Source organism: Bradyrhizobium sp. LA2.1, assembly GCF_040547725.1.
Taxonomy (GTDB): domain Bacteria; phylum Pseudomonadota; class Alphaproteobacteria; order Rhizobiales; family Xanthobacteraceae; genus Bradyrhizobium; species Bradyrhizobium barranii.
The window spans coordinates 417,183-433,379 of sequence record NZ_JBEPQI010000003.1 but is presented as its reverse complement, the minus strand read 5'-3'; the positions used below and the strand labels follow the sequence as shown (position 1 = coordinate 433,379).

Genomic DNA, 16,197 nt, shown 5'->3' with positions numbered 1-16,197 from the left:
CCCTTCTCAACCGACAACTTGCGTCACTGACAACAGCGCCGTCATGACCGACACGATCAGGCCCCCGACCACGACGCTGATGAGGATGATCGCGGCAGGCCCGATGATGGCGACGACGCGATCGAGCTGCCGCTGCAGCTTTTCCTCGTAGAACTCCGCGACGCGGCCCGACAGCGTCGGCAACTGTCCGGTCTCCTCGCCAAGCCGCAGCATCCGCACCGCGACGGGCGGCAGCACGGCCGAAGCAGCCAGCGCCTCGGCGAGCCTGCCGCCATGGCGCACGCGGTCGGCCATCGCCGCCCAGGCCTGCACGTTGCCGGTCGCATTCATGATGTCGATCAGGATGCGAAGCGTCGCCGTCAGCGTCACGCCGCTGCCGAGCAGAATACCGAGATTGCGCGAGAACAGCGCGGCGCGGTGGAATTCGACCACGGTCGAGATGACAGGCAGCCGCGCGATCTGCGTCACGATGCTGGCGCGGACCGATGGCCTGCGCCACGCCAGCCAGCCGCCGATGACGGCGATGGCAACCACGGCGCCGACCTCGAAGCCGTGACCGCGCAGGATGTCCGACAGCGTCAGGAACACCTCGATGACGGGATCGGTCTTGGCGTTGAAGTCGCGCAACACCGCCGAAAACTGCGGAAGCACGAACGTGACGAAGAAGATCAGCACGCCACCGGCCGCGAGCAGCACGAAGGCAGGATATTGCAGGGCGCCGGTCACCTTGCGGCGCAGAGCCTCCGCGCGCGTGCGCTCGGTCCCGATCGTCTCCAGAATGTGGTCCAGCGTGCCCGACATCTCGCCGACTCTGACCAGGGCGACATACATGGGCGGAAACAGCGTCGGCTCGCGCGCAAGCGCTTCGGCAAAGCTCTCGCCGGACATGATCGCGGTCTTGATGGTATTGACGACCGGACGCAGCCGGCTGACGTCCATGTCGCCTGCGAGCAGTTCGAGCGCATCATTCAGCCGGGCACCGGCCTTCAGGAGCAGAGCAAGGTCGCGCGTGAAGATCGTGACATCCGCGGGCCCCGGCTTCGACAACGTCAACGACGCCAGAGAGAGCGACCAACCCTTGGCTTCCTCCTCGGGCCCGGCATCGATCGCGACCAGGCCGAGATATTCGATGCGCTGGGACACTTCGGCGAGGTTGGCCGCCGTGATCGAGCCGGAGACCACCTCTCCCTTCTGCGTCAGCGCGCGATAGCGAAAATTCGGCATCTCGTCACCGCACGGTGGTCACGCGCAGGATCTCCGCCGCCGAGGTCATGCCCGACAGGCATTTGGCGAGGCCATCCTCGATCATGGTCGTCATGCCGTTGCGGATGGCGACCTTGTCGATGGATTCCCAGTCGGACTTCTCCTCGACCAGCGCGCGGACTTCCTCGTTCATCTCGAGCACCTCGAACACGCCGATACGGCCGCGATAGCCGACATTGCCGCAGCGCTCGCAGCCGACGGGTTCGAAGATGACATTGCCGACGGACAGACCGACCGCCGTGTAGCGCGGATCGGCCTCGACGTCGGCATGGGTCAGCGGCCGGCTGCTCTTGCAGCGGTCACAGAGCTGGCGGACCAGGCGCTGCGCGATCACCGCGCGCAAGGTCGAGCGCAGCAGGAACGCCTCGACGCCGAGATCGAGAAGGCGCGGCACGGCGGCCGCCGCCGTCTCGGTGTGCAGCGTGGTCAGCACGAGATGGCCGGTGAGCGCTGCGTGGATCGCGACATGAGCGGTCTCGGAGTCGCGGACTTCGCCGACCATGATGACGTCGGGGTCCTGGCGCACGAAGGAGCGCAGCGCGGTGGCGAAGGTCAGACCGATCGAGGGCTTGGCCTGCGACTGGGAGATGCCGGGGATCTCGTATTCGACGGGATCCTCGATGGTCAGGATCTTTCGGGTCGGCTCGTTGAGCAGCGACAGCACCGTCGCGAGCGTCGTGGTCTTGCCGCTGCCGGTCGGGCCGGTGACGATGATCATGCCGTGCGGAAGCGCCAGCATGCGCCGCAATTTGCCCTGGTCGCCGGGCAGGAAGCCGAGCTTGTCGATCGACAGCAAAGCGCGGTCCCGCGGCAGCAGGCGGATGACGGCGGACTCGCCATGCTGCGTCGGCATGATCGCGACGCGCACGTCGATCTCCGAGCGCGCCGCCCGCACCCGCGCGCCGCCGTCCTGCGGCAACCGGCGCTCGGCGATGTTCAGTCCCGCCAGGATCTTGATGCGCGAGATCACCGCCGCCGGGGGCACGCCGTTCGGTGTCGCGACATTGCGCAACAGCCCGTCGACGCGCATCCGTATCACCAGCGAGGTGCGGCCGGGCTCGATATGGATATCGCTGGCGCGCAGCTCGACGGCGGTCTCGAACATGTCGTTGACGGCGCGAACGACCGGCGCGCCGCTGGCAAGGTCGCGCAGATTGTCGATGTCGTCATCCTGCGCCGTGGCATTGACGGCGGTCTCGGCGCTCGCGCTCTCCTCCTCGCCGAGACGCTGGTCGAGCACGGTGGCGATGTCCTCGAACGAGGCAACCTTGATGGTCGGCGCCGTGCCAAGCACGATTGCAGCCGCCTGTATCGAGGCCCGGTCCGTGGGGTCGGCCAGCACAAGCACTGGCGATCCGCCGGCGGGCTGACACGGGAACACCGCCATTTCGCGCAGGAACCGGCGCGAAAACTGCTGCGCGCGGGATTCCGTCGCCATCATCTCCTGAAGCGTGACGCGCGGAAGCTCGAAGAACAGCGACACCTCGTCGGCGAATTCGCTCGCCGACAATTCACTCATTTCCCACAGCTTACGCAGACCGCCTTCGGCAGGGCGGGACCCATTCAGCCTGCCGAGCTTGTCCGCGTCCGGCTTCAGGCCAACCTTCTGGCTGAAACGAGCGACGAACTCGTGCGCATTCGGGGAGGCCATGAACGTCTACCGTAGTCACTCTGACGGCCGCAGAGCGGCGAGCGGGCCGTTTACCTTAGTTTTCCGATTGGAAATGTGACGGCATGATCGATCGCAATATCGTCCCCGGCCAGTCACAACATGATCGAACAGAACGTCCTTGATGTCCCTGCGCAATTTTCCGTCGCATCACATTCTCACAACAAGCTCGCGCGACGGGCGCAAGGCTAACAGAATTCGTAACACACGACTGTCATACGAGAGGGTTAAGCAAGCCGCATTCGGCCCGCCCCGCCTCGACGGGAACAACAGCGGGCGGCGCGTGAGTGAGGCAGTCCAGTGAGCCGAGCAACATTCCGGATCGGCTTGGTTGTCCAATGCGCTGCCATCTGCGTATTGCTCGGATCGTGCAACACGGTGAGCGGCATCGCCGATGCCGACACCAAGGATCCGGATGTCTTCGACAAGGTCCGCTCGGTTGACCTGTTGCCGCGCTATCCGAACCAGTTGCCGCAGCGCGAACTCTCGACCGGCCCCCGCGCCAAGACCGCGATCTACGCGGCGGTTGCCAGCGACGATGCGCCAACCGCCACCTCGTCGCAGCAAGCGGCGGTCAGCACCGACCGGTTCGAGCTCAATTTCGACAATTCGCCGGTCGCATCTGTCGCCAAGATCGTGCTCGGCGACATCCTCGGCGTCGGCTACGTCATCGATCCGCGCGTCCAGGGCAATATCAGCCTCTCCTCGGGCCGGCCGATCCCCAAATCCGACGTCGTCTTCGCGCTCGAAAACGCGCTGCGGATCGGCGGCGTCGCGCTGGTGCGCGACGATACCGGCTACCGGTTGATGCCGCAGGGCGACGCGGTCGGCGTCGGCGGTGCGGACGCCTCCGATCGCATGACACCGGGCTACGGCATAACGATCGTGCCGCTGCAATATGTCTCGGCACAGACCGTCATCAAGCTGGTCGACAGTTTTGCCACCAAGCAGGGCATGATCCGCGCCGACACCAGCCGCAACCTGATCCTGATCCAGGGCTCCGGCAGCGAGCGCCGCAACGCGGTCGATCTCGTGCTGAGCTTCGATGCGGACTTCTTGAAGGGACAATCGGTCGGCATCTTCCCGGTGCAGAACAGCAATCCGGGACCGATCATCGCCGAGCTCGAAAAAATCGTCGATTCCGGCGAGGGCGGCATGACGCAGAACGTGATCAAATTCCAGTCGATCGCCCGGATGAACGCGGTGCTCGCGGTGACGCGGAAGCCGGAGCTGTTGAACCGTGTCGAGACCTGGATCCGCCGCCTCGACACCACCAATACAGGCCGCTCCGCGGTCCACGTCTACCGCGTGAAGTTCGGCGACGCCCGGCAGATCGCGCGGGTGCTCAACGACGTCTTCGGTTCGAGCAGCTCTTCCGGCTCGTCCGCCTCTCAGCTCGACAGCCCCGGCGGACAGGTCGCACCAGGATCCGGCCTCGCCTCGAGCTCGAGCGGCGGCTCTGCGCTCAGTCGCCTGTCGGCCTCCCCCAATCAGTCGAGCAGCGGCTTTGGCTCGAATTCAGGCGGACGCGCGGCAAGCTCGGGTGCTTCCGACGCGTCTACCGGCAATCAGGCCGCCTACGGTTCATCATCCGCTTCGCAAGGCGGCGGCAGCCTGTTCGACAACTCCGCCACAGGACAGAATTCAGGCCGCGGCGGCGCAGGTCCCGGCAACGTTCTCGACGGTGTCCGCATCACTGCCGACAGCGTCAATAACACGCTGTTGATCTATGCGAGCCAGGAACAGTACCGGATCATCGAGCAGACCATCAAGGAGATCGACCAGCCGCAGCTCCAGGTCGCCATCGACGCCACCATCGCCGAGGTGACGCTGACCGACGATCTCCAGTACGGTATCCAGTCCTACATCATGAGCCGCGATGTCGGCCTGAAGCCCAACACCGGCTCGGTGGGCTTTAACGGCGCAACGTCGGTCGCCGCGGCGGCAGCCGATGTCGTGCTCCAGCGCGCCATCCCCGGCTTCAACTTCCTGGTCGGCTCCGCGCAGACGCCGCGCGCCGTGCTCAACGCGCTGCATGCGATCACCGACGTCAAGGTGCTGTCGAACCCGTCCGTGGTCGTGATCGATAACCAGGTCGCGACCCTCCAGGTCGGCGACGAGATCCCGATCCAGACCGGAAGCGCAACCGTGCTGACCGGCAACAACACCATCGCCAACACGACCGACTACCGCAGCACCGGCATCATCCTGCGCGTGGTGCCGCGGATCAATGCCAACGGCAATGTCAGGCTCGATGTCGAGCAGGAGATCTCCAATCCGGTCAGCAACTCGTCGTCAGGGTCGTCCTCGACGTCGACCAATTCGCTGACGCCGACGGTGTCGACCCGCAAGGTGCGCAGCTCGGTCGCGGTCGCCAGCGGACAGACGGTCCTGCTGGCGGGCCTGATCAGCGACACCCAGACCAAGAGCCGCGCGGGCATTCCGGGCCTCGACCAGATTCCCGGCCTCGGCGAAGCCGTGTTCGGGCAGACGGACAAGCAGGTCAAGCGCACCGAGCTCATCATCTTCATCCGGCCGCAGATCATCCGCGACGGCGCCGATGCTCATTTCGTCGCCGAGGAGCTGCGCACCAAGCTGCGCGGTACGATCAACGCGATCGGGCCGAAGCCCGCGCCGACGACCTACCGCTGAGCCAGTACAAATTGCCCGAGGAGCGGTTCACATGACTAGGTCCAGCAGACTCTTGATTGCCGCCATCGTGCTGGGACTTGCCTCGACAAGCATCGCCCACGCAGATTCCCTCGGCGCCGGAACCGGCGCCTTCAACCGCGGCGACTACAATACCGCTGCCCGTCTGCTGTTGCCGCAGGCCGAGCGCGGCAATGCCCGCGCGCAAGGGATGGTCGGCTTCATGTACGCGACGGGACAAGGCCTGCCGCAGGCCTATGACGCCGCCGGCTACTGGTACAGGCTGGCCGCCGAGCAAGGCGACACCACGTCGCAATATCTACTCGGCCTCGCCTACGACAAGGGCCAGGGCGTGCCGCAGGACGACGTCGCCGCCTACAAATGGCTGAACCTCGCGGCTGCGCATGCACCGAGGAAAACCCGCGAGAACTTCGCAAAGCTGCGCAATGCGGTCGCCTCGAAGATGAGCCGCGGCCAGATCGCGGCCGGCCAATGGCACGCGCTGCGCTGGCCCGAGGAGTCGCCGTTCTGATCGACGGCGCGGGCCGCAAGCTGCGGGGAACGCCGTCATATCATGATGTGACGGCGTAACGCCGGTCTTAACGGAAATCATACCATCACCGCCGCCGTCCCAGCCGACATCGCGCGGATCGGTACAATTTGAAGCAATAGCTTAGCCGGATCGCGAGCTGTCTCTGCCAACGTCCCCTGCACAAGGAGCGGCGGGGCACGACATGGCGGGAAATCGCAACGCAAAACAGAGACTGACGACGCTGGCGGCCGCCGGCCTTGCCGCGGCCTGCCTGTCGATGGCGCTGCCGGCCCATGCTTTCCTGGCCCGCCCCACCCTGTTTGCTGCGATCGGCGCCGCGACCAAGGCACCGTCCGGCTGGCAACAGTTCTGCGCCGAGAATGCCGAGGACTGCCGGCCCGGCGCTGATCAGGCCCGGGACGTCGTGCTCACGCCCGAACTGCTTCAGCAGCTCTACGAGACCAACAAATACGTCAATGATCGCGTCGCCTGGACCAGCGATGACGCGCTTTACGGCAAGGCCGAACGCTGGACGCTTCCGCTCGATCGCGGCGATTGCGAGGACATCGTGCTGCTCAAGCGCAAGATGCTCGCCAGGCTGGGCTGGCCGCAGGGATCGCTCCTGATCACAACGGTCGAGGAGCCCGGTCCGGCCAAAGGTCGTCACGCCGTACTCACCGTCCGCTCCGACCGCGGCGAGATGATCCTCGACAACCAGACCCCGGAAATCCTGTTCTGGTACGAGACCAAATACCGCTACCTGTCGCGGCAAAGCGCCGTCGATCCGAATGTCTGGGTGGCCTTTGGCGCCGAGCAGCCTAGGCCGCCGGCCCTGACCGTCGAGCGTTAATTCCCCGTAGAGCGACCCTGAAGACCAGCCTCTCGGCCACGGCGCGCCGCGCGGTCGCCGGTCATGCGCGACAGTCCGCATGACCTCGCAAGACGTCCGGCGTTTCGCCGCACCTTCTTGTTCTGAACATCACTATAACATTGTTCGCGCGTTATGATACAAAATATATCATTAGCGACGGAATGATTCCCATTCCGAGTTGTATCATCATCGCGACCATCCCCATTAGCGCTCATTTGAGGCATCAATGACCACTCAAGTTGTATTTGGCGGCACGACAACGATCTCCGCCCCCACCACCACGACCTACATCGTCGTCTCGGGCACGCTCGACGTCGCCAGCGGCGGCGTCGTGTCCGGCGCGACCGCGGTCGGCCCCGGCACTGTCATCATGATCGAGGCCGGCGGCACCGCCAACAACTCGACCATCGCCGGCGGTGTGCAGTACAATTACGGCACGGCCAACGGCGTCGTCATCTCCAACGGCGGCACCCAGCACGTCTATGGCGGCACCGCCAGTAACGTCGTGATCAGCGCCGGCGGTTACCAGGACGTCATGAACGCCACCGTCACCGGAACGACGCTCGCTGGCTTCCAGCAGGTGCATGTCGGCGGCGTGACCTACGCGACGGTCATCGTCAACGGCGGCAACGAATTCGTGGCGGCCGGCGGCACCACCAACGGGACGATCGTCTCGTCGGGCGGCCTGCAATATGTCGGCGAGGACGGCACCGCCAACGGCACCGCGATCAACAACGGCGGCTATCAATTCGTGCTCGGCACCGGCAATGACACCGTCGTGTTCGGCGGCGGCGTCCAGGAAGTCGCCGGCACGACCAACAACACCACCGTCAACAGCGGCGGCATTCAGCACATCGTGCTGGACGGCACCGCGATCACGACGACGGTCCAGGCCGGCGGCTTCCAGCAGGTCAACAGCGGCAGCGTGCAGGGCAGCCAGGTCAGCGGCGGCCTTCAGGTTCTCGGCACCGGCAGTTCGACCGACACTGTGGTTCTGTCCGGCGGCAGCGAATATGTCGGCTCCGGCGCTTCGGCGACGGGAACGATGGTCAACGCCGGCGGCCTGCAATATGTGGACGTTGGCGGTTCGGCGGCCTCCACGACGGTCAACGGCGGCTTCGTCTTCGTGGCGGGCACCGCCTCGAACGCGACCGTCAACAGTGGTGAGTTCGATGTCGCGGGCACGGCGAGCAACACGCATCTCGCCGGCGGCGCCGAATACGTCTATGCCGGCGGCGTCCAGAACGGCGTCGATTTCGCAGGCACGGCTTCGACGCTCTATCTCGAGGACGCCTCCGGCCTGACCGGCACGATCTCGAATTTCGAGGTCGGCGACGTCATCGACTTCCGCAACCTCGCTGTGACCTCGTACGAATTCGATGGCGCGACGCTCACGCTGACCACCAGCAACGGCTCCCTCGCCTATCAGTTCGCAGGCGTCGAGGCCGGCACCGCGTTGAACGTCGCCTCCGACGGCCATGGCGGCACGTCCGTGTCGCTGTCACTGCTCTCGCAGTTCTCGGCGAGCCTGGTCCCGGATGCAGGCGAAGGCGCGATCACGCAGCAGGGCTCCGATCCCGAGGGCGCCTCGCTCGTTCACGCCCAGAGCTGACCTGAGACGACATTGCTGTACCGGGACAGGTCCCGGTACAGCTTCCTCGGCTGTCGCCGCCCTGCTCCGGCCAAGGCCATCGGCGCAAGCCTCGCCACGCTTCGCTCATCAAATCTCAGACGCAACAGGTCGCGCGCCATCGAGGGGCAGCGCGCGAGCACGTTCATCCACAACGCGGGCCGTGCGACGACGGCTCCAGTCACGCCTGCCTATGCGGGAGGCATGCCCAGCGCCAGATTGCATACCATTTGGAGCACCCGCCTCGGCTGCACCCGCGGAACCTCTTCATATCATTGATATAACGTTATTCCGGACAAAATGCCGCATACCGCGCAAAAATGTATCATAAAATATCATAAATAGATCGTTTAGAGCCCGTGCAGGTTCGGCGCATGCCTCCGCAACAGGCGGTCGCAGCGCGGAATTCAGCCCTTCAGCGCTTCTTCAGCATCACTTGAGGTATGTTATGACCACCGTCGTAAAAATAGGTACCGAATTTCAGGTCAATAGCCAGACGGCTGGCAGCCAGTGGTATCCCTCCATTACCGGCCTCACCAATGGCGGCTTCGTCGTCACCTGGCAGGACGGCCTCGCCGGCTCCACCAGCGGCAGCAGCACACTCGGCGACGCCAGCGGCTCCGCCGTCCATGCCCAGCTCTATGCCGCGGACGGCAGCAAGGTCGGCGGCGAATTCCTGGTCAACACCCAGACCAACGGCTCGCAGGCCTCCCCGGTCGTGACCGGCCTCAGCAACGGCGGCTTCGTCGTCTCGTGGCAGGACCAGAACTCCACGAGCGGCGACATCAAGGCCCAGATCTACGGCGCGAACGGCGCCCCGGTCGGCGGCGAATTCCTCATCAACTCCGTCACCGCCAACAACCAGAACACCCCGGCCATCACCGGCCTGCCCAATGGCGGCTTCGTCGTCGCCTGGACCAACCAGGGCAGCGTCGCGCCCGACATCAAGGCCCAGGTCTATGACGCCAACGGTGCCAAGGTCGGCTCCGAATTCCTCGTCAACTCCGCCAGCGCCAACTTCGATCAGGAGCGCGCCTCGATCGCAACGCTCAGCAACGGCGACTTCGTCGTCACCTGGAACGATTTCCGCACCGGCAATTGGGAAGTCCGCGGCCAGGTGTTCCACCCGGGTGCGAGCGGCGCGACCAAGGTCGGCTCCGAATTCACCGTCGATACCGCCTATTACAACAGCCGCATGGTTGCCGGCGTGACCGGTCTTGCCAACGGCAATTTCGTCATCAGCTTCGAGGACACCAGCGGCGAAATTCGCGCGCAGGTCTTCACGGCTGGCGGCAGCAAGGTCGGCTCGGAATTCCAGGTCAACACCCAGACCGGCGGCAACCAGGGCTTTTCGAGCATCACCGCACTGACCGGCGGCGGCTTCGTCGTGACCTGGTCGGACGAAGGAACGGCCGACGGCAGCGGCTCCGGCATCAAGGCGCAGGTCTATGATACGGCCGGCAACAAGATCGGCGGCGAGTACATCGTCAACTCGCAGACCAACAGCTATCAGTACTATCCGACCGTCTCGGCGCTCGCCAATGGCGGCTTCGTCATCAGCTGGCAGGACTTCAGCCAGACGCTTGGTGACAACTCCTCCTACGGCATCACCGCGCAGGTCTTCAACCTGTCGAACGCCCCGACCGCGCCGACCATCGTGTCGGTCACCGATGACGTCTCGCCCAACAGCGGCGCGCTCGCCAACGGCGCTAGCACCAACGACACCAACCTGACGGTCCGCATCGCAACCGGCAGCAACTTTGCCGGCGACGTCGTGCAGCTGTTCGACGGCCAGACCGCGATCGGCTCGGCAGTCACGCTCTCGCTCGCCGACATCGCGCGCGGCTACGTCGACATCCAGACCGGCCTGCTCGGCAACGCGGCCCATGCCATCACTGCGAAGGTCACCGATACGACCGGCGCCGTGAGCGATGCCGCCTCCGCGATCAACGTGACCGTGGACACGGTTGCCCCGGCCGTCGGCGTCACCGGCGTGACGCTCGACACCGCCAACCTGCCCACCTTCATGGTGAGCGGCACCACCGAAGCCGGCCTTCTGGTCTCGGTCTATGACGGTGCGACCCTGGTCGGCACCACCACGGCTGGCGCCGATGGCTCCTGGAGCCTCGCCGGCGTGACGCTGGTGGAAGGCGCCAACAACCTGACCGCCAAGACCACCGATGCAGCTGGCAACGCCGGCACCTCGACCGTCTTCGCGGCGCCGACGCTGGTCTCGACCGGCGCGGTTTCGGTCAAGGGCGCATCGACGACCTCGCAGGGCTATGTCGTCCTCGGTGACGGCACTCTCGATGTCGCCACCGGCGGCAACGTCTCCGGCCAGATCACGATCGGCAATGGCGGCGTCGTCGACGTCCTCAACGGCGCGACCACCGAGCATACCAACATCCTCAGCGGCGGCGTGCAGTACGACTACGGCACCGCGAACGACACCACTGTTCACGCGGGCGGCCAGCAGCACGTCTACTTCGGCGGCAGCGCCAACGGTTCGACGGTCGAGGCCGGCGGCTACCAGGACGTCTACTCGAACTCGACCGTCACCAACGTCAGCCTCAGCGGCAACCAGCAGGTGCTGGCGGGCGGAACGGCCATCGACACCACGGTCTATAGCGGCGGCTACCAATATGTCGGCGACGGCGGCACCAGCGCCGGCACGCTGGTCAAAACCGGCGGCTTCCAATACATCGATGCCGGCGGATCGGCCAGCGACACCGTGATCGACGGCGGCTTCCAGTATGTCGACGGCACGGCAACCGGCGGCTCGGTCGGTGGCGGCAACTCGCTGGGCGGCGGCGTCGCGACCGGTGTGACCGTCAAGAACGGCGGCGCGCAGCACGTCTACCACGGCGGCAGCGCGATCGGCACGATCGTTGCGGCTGGCGGCTTCCAGGACGTCTACCACGCCACCGTCTCCGGCACGAACCTCAGCGGCAATCAGCAGGTGCTGGATGGCGGCATCGCCGCCAACACCGTGATCGAGAACGGCGGCAATTCGTACATTGGCGCGGGCGGATCGGTGACGGCGACCACGGTCAACGGCGGCGGCCTGCTCTATGTCGACGCCGGCGGCTCGGCCGCGTCCACGACGATCAACGGCGGAGTCGGGTTCGTGATCGGAACGGCGTCCAACACGACGCTCAAGAGCGGCGAACTCGACGTCGCAGGCACCGCCGACAACACCCACCTTGCGGGCGGGGTCGAGCATGTCTTCGCCGGAGGCGTCCAGAACGGCGTCGACTTCGCCGGCTCGGCTGCAACGTTGACGCTCGAAAGCGCTTCCGGCCTGACCGGCACGGTGTCGAACTTCGAACTCGGCGACACGATCGACCTGCTCAACACGTCGGTCTCGTCGTTCACCTTCGACGGTACGACACTGACGCTCGCCACGAACTCGGGCAGCCACACCTACCAGTTCGCTGGCGTTCAGTCCGGCACCGAGCTCAACGTCACCGACGACGGCCACGGCGGATCGGCGATCTCGCTGTCCCTGCTGGTGCAGCAGTCGGCGAGCATCGTCCCGGACGCCGGCGAGAGCAGCCTCGTGCCTTCGGACACGACGCAGCAGCAGCCCACGCTGGCCAGCCACGGCTGATCGGCCAATACGATCCGCGCACCGGGGCCCCGCCCCGGTGCATCATGCGATCGCGGCGGGAGGTGAACTTGCCTCCCGCCGCCCCGCATCCCGCCGCAGAACGCCAAATCCGACCGTTATGTGAGCGGTCCGACATAGTTATCAAACCGTAACATAGCCGCGTTAGCTATCGGCCGCCCTGCCGACCGGCGAGCCCCCGTCCGTGAAATCGTCCGGACCCGATGACCGCGGATAGTTGCTTCCAATGAGCCCGAACGAGACCATTTCACGCGACCCGGCCGCCAAAGAGCTGCCGAAGGAGCCGCCGGTGCAGGCCGTGCCGAAGCCGCCGGCCGACCCCGGCCTGACCGCGCTCGTCATGATGCTCCAATTCCTCGGGGTGCCCGCCGAGCCGGAGCAGCTCCGCCATCAGCTCGGCGTCACCGTGATCGGCACCACCGAGATGCTGCGCTGTACCAGGCAGTTCAACATCAAGGCGCGCGTGGTGAAGACGAGCTGGGACCGGCTCGACAAGACGCCGCTGCCGGCCATCGTCCCCTTGCGCGACGGCGGCTTCCTGATCCTCGGCAAGGCCGGCGACGGCAAGGCCATCGTGCAATATCCGGGCTCGCCGCGGCCGCAGATGCTGACCAAGGCGCAGTTCGAGGTGCTCTGGGACGGCCGCATCGTGCTGATGACCAAGCGCGCAGGCCTTGCCGATCTGTCGCGGCGCTTCGACATCACCTGGTTCATGGGCGCGGTCAACCGCTATCGCGGCCTGCTCGGCGAAGTGCTGCTCGCCTCGTTCTTCCTCCAGATCTTCGCGCTGGTGTCGCCGCTGTTCTTCCAGGTGGTGATCGACAAGGTGCTGGTGCATCGCAGCCTCGGCACGCTGGATGTGCTGGTCGCCGGCATCGTCGCGATCTCGATCTTCGAGGTCGTGCTCGGCGCGCTCCGCACCTATCTGTTCTCGCACACGACAAACCGCATCGACGTCGAGCTCGGCGCGCGGCTGTTCCACCATCTGCTGGCGCTGCCGCTGTCCTATTTCCAGGCGCGGCGGGTCGGCGACACGGTCGCGCGGGTGCGCGAGCTGGAGAACCTGCGCAACTTCATCACCGGCTCGGCGCTGACGCTGGTGATCGACCTGTTCTTCACCTTCGTCTTCCTCGGCCTGATGGCGTTCTACTCGCCGCTGCTGACCGCGATCGTGCTGGCGTCGTTCCCGCTCTACATCGTCATCTCGGCCGGCGCCACGCCGCTGTTCCGCTACCGTCTCGACGAGAAGTTCAAGCGCGGCGCGGAGAACCAGTCGTTCCTTGTCGAGAGCGTCACCGGCGTCGAGACCTTGAAGGCGATGGCGGTCGAGCCGCAGATGCAGAAGCGCTGGGAAGAGCAGCTTGCCGGCTACGTCGCCTCGAGCTTTCGCGTGGTCAATCTCGGCAATGTTGCAAGCCAGGCCGTTCAGTTCGTCAGCAAGATCAACATGGCGATCCTGCTCTATTTCGGCGCCAAGCTGGTCATCGACGGTAACCTCACGGTCGGCGAGCTCGTCGCCTTCAACATGCTGTCGGGACGGGTCACCGCACCGGTGCTGCGGCTCGCCCAGCTCTGGCAGGATTTCCACCAGGCGCGGCTGTCGGTCGAGCGGCTCGGCGACATCCTCAACACTGTGCCCGAGCCGACCCATCGCCCGGGTCGCGCGGCGTTGCCTGCCATCCGTGGCGACATCACCTTCGAGCATGTCGGCTTCCGCTATCGCGTCGACGGACCGCAGATCCTGAGCGACATCACCCTGAAGATTCCGGCCGGCCAGATCGTCGGCATCGTCGGCACCTCCGGCTCCGGCAAGAGCACGCTCGGAAAACTGATCCAGCGGCTTTATCTCCCCGAGAGCGGCCGCGTGCTGGTCGACGGCAATGACCTTGCGGCGGTCGACCCGACCTGGCTGCGCCGGCAGGTCGGCGTCGTGCTGCAGGAGAACATGCTGTTCAACCGCTCGGTGCGCGACAACATCGCACTGGCCGATCCCGCGCTGCCGATGGAGCGCGTCGTGGCCGCGGCAAAGCTCGCCGGCGCACACGATTTCATCCTCGAACTCCAGGATGGCTACGACACCGTCATCGGCGAGCGCGGCAGCACGCTGTCCGGTGGCCAGCGCCAGCGCATCGCGATCGCACGCGCGCTGACGACCAATCCGCGCGTTCTCATCTTCGACGAAGCAACGAGCGCGCTCGACTATGAAAGCGAGCGCATCATCCAGCACAACATGCGCGAGATCACGGCGGGCCGTACCGTTCTGATCATCGCCCACCGTCTGTCGACCGTGCGCACCGCGGACCGCATCATCACCGTGGAGCGTGGCCGTATCGTCGAGGACGGCTCGCACGACCAGCTGATCCGCAGCGGCGGCCGCTACGCCACGCTGCATCGTGTCCAGGCAGGCATCCATGAAGTCGGCTAAGGCGATGATGGCCTCGCTGCGCAGCCCGACGCGGACGCGCGACGAGCTGGCGTTCCTCCCCGCGGCGCTCGAGATCGTCGAGACCCCGCCTTCGCCGATCGGCCGCGCCATCTCCGCGTCGATCTCGGCGGTATTTCTGATCGCGCTGGTGTGGGCCAGCATCGGCACGGTCGACATCATCGCGACCGCGACCGGCAAGATCGTCCCCGACGGCCGCACCAAGGTGATCCAGCCGTTCGAGACCGCGGTCGTGCGCGCCATCCACGTGCAGGACGGTCAGCGCGTCAAGGCCGGCGACCTCCTGATCGAGCTCGATCCCACCATGAGCCAGGCCGAGCTCGGCCATCTCCAGAGCGATTTGCTCGCCAGCGAGCTCGACATCGCACGTCTGCACGCCGCACTTGCCGGCGGCGATCCAGCCAAATTCATCGCGCCCGCGCGCGCGACCTCCGATCAGATCCGCACCGCAAAACGTTTCCTGGCCTCGCAGGCCGCCGAGCAGGCGTCCAAGATCACCTCGCTCGAATGGCAGGGCACGCAGAAGAAAGCGGAGCGTTCGACCAGCGAGGCCACGATCGGCAAGATCAGCGCGCTCATTCCCATCATGCAGCAGCGGGTCGATGTACGAAAATATCTCGTCGACCGCGAGTTCGGCTCCAAACTGCAATACCTCACGGAAACGCAGGACCTGGTCGCGCAACAGCAGGAATTGCTGGTCCAGAAGAGCCACTACGCCGAGGCCGATGCCGCCGTTGGAGGCATCGAGGAGACGCTGCGGCGCACCGAGGCGGAATATCAGCGCGGCCTGTTCGACGAGCTTGCGAAAGCCGAGCAGAAGGCGGCTGGCCTGCGCCAGGACATCGTCAAGGCCGAGCAGCGCACCAGCCTGCTCCGCCTCGCCGCGCAGGAGGACGGCATCGTCCAGCAGCTCGCCGTGCATTCGGTCGGCGGCGTGGTGACGCCGGCTCAGACGCTGATGGTGGTGGTGCCCACCAGCGGCGGCCTCGAGATCGAGGCGATGATCTCGAACCGCGACATCGGCTTCGTCAACCCCGGCGAGGACGCCGCGATCAAGGTCGACACCTTCAGCTTCACCCGCTACGGCTTGCGCCAGGGCAAGGTGCTCAGCGTCTCCCAGGACGCCATCGTCCGCCAGAAGCCGCCGGAAAAGCCCGGCGACACGCCGGCCGGCACCGACACATCATCCAGTGAGCCCAAGGGCCAGGAGCTGGTCTATTCCGCCCGCGTCTCGCTCGACCGCGCCCAGATGGACATCGACGGCCGCACCGTCAACCTCGCGCCCGGCATGGCCGTAACCGTCGAGATCAAGACCGGCACAAGGAAGATCATCAGCTACCTGGTGTCGCCGCTGATCCGGTATGGGCAGGAGAGCTTGCGGGAACGGTGAGACGGCCGCGAATCCGGCGGGATGGTATCGGGATCTCTGGCCCGGCCCAACCGGCACATTTGACCTAAATCAAGCAGGTATCGGTTGGCGGTGACAGCCTCAACCCGCAAAATGGACTGCGG

Annotated in this window: 9 protein-coding genes; 7 read left to right on the top strand and 2 right to left on the bottom strand. The window is 65.7% G+C overall.

The features are described 5' to 3' along the window. Positions 1-6 precede the first annotated feature (6 nt). Both ABIB95_RS07470 and ABIB95_RS07465 read right to left on the bottom strand, forming a co-directional pair. Positions 7-1,224, bottom strand: a complete 1,218-nt coding sequence (locus ABIB95_RS07470; protein WP_085402754.1) for a type II secretion system F family protein — start codon at positions 1,222-1,224, stop codon at positions 7-9. A gap of 4 nt (positions 1,225-1,228) precedes the next feature. After that, a complete protein-coding gene (locus ABIB95_RS07465) occupies positions 1,229-2,914 on the bottom strand; it encodes a GspE/PulE family protein (RefSeq protein ID WP_502917801.1) in 1,686 nt (561 codons plus the stop codon). A 396-nt stretch (positions 2,915-3,310) separates the two neighbouring features. On the opposite strand from ABIB95_RS07465, the gene gspD reads away from it, so the two are divergent. The 7 genes from gspD to ABIB95_RS07430 all read left to right on the top strand — a co-directional run bounded on the left by gspD (position 3,311) and on the right by ABIB95_RS07430 (position 16,075). Next, a complete protein-coding gene (gspD, locus tag ABIB95_RS07460) occupies positions 3,311-5,584 on the top strand; it encodes a type II secretion system secretin GspD (RefSeq protein ID WP_354238388.1) in 2,274 nt (757 codons plus the stop codon). Positions 5,585-5,615: 31 nt separating this feature from the next. Continuing rightward, positions 5,616-6,113, top strand: a complete 498-nt coding sequence (locus ABIB95_RS07455; RefSeq protein ID WP_354238387.1) for a tetratricopeptide repeat protein — start codon at positions 5,616-5,618, stop codon at positions 6,111-6,113. Between the two features lie 202 nt (positions 6,114-6,315). After that, a complete protein-coding gene (locus tag ABIB95_RS07450; protein WP_354238386.1) occupies positions 6,316-6,963 on the top strand; it encodes a transglutaminase-like cysteine peptidase in 648 nt (215 codons plus the stop codon). 247 nt (positions 6,964-7,210) lie between these two features. Next, positions 7,211-8,596 carry a hypothetical protein gene (locus ABIB95_RS07445; protein WP_354238385.1) on the top strand — a complete coding sequence of 462 codons (1,386 nt, stop codon included), beginning with the start codon at positions 7,211-7,213 and terminating at the stop codon, positions 8,594-8,596. 466 nt (positions 8,597-9,062) lie between these two features. Beyond that, on the top strand, positions 9,063-12,224 hold the full coding sequence (locus ABIB95_RS07440) for an AIDA repeat-containing protein (RefSeq protein ID WP_354238384.1): 3,162 nt from the start codon (positions 9,063-9,065) through the stop codon (positions 12,222-12,224). 244 nt (positions 12,225-12,468) lie between these two features. Then, on the top strand, positions 12,469-14,667 hold the full coding sequence (locus ABIB95_RS07435; RefSeq protein WP_354238383.1) for a type I secretion system permease/ATPase: 2,199 nt from the start codon (positions 12,469-12,471) through the stop codon (positions 14,665-14,667). Then, complete coding sequence (locus tag ABIB95_RS07430; RefSeq protein WP_354238382.1) at positions 14,654-16,075, top strand: HlyD family type I secretion periplasmic adaptor subunit; 1,422 nt, start codon at positions 14,654-14,656, stop codon at positions 16,073-16,075. The genes ABIB95_RS07435 and ABIB95_RS07430 overlap by 14 nt, the downstream gene beginning before the upstream one ends. Positions 16,076-16,197: the final 122 nt, after the last annotated feature.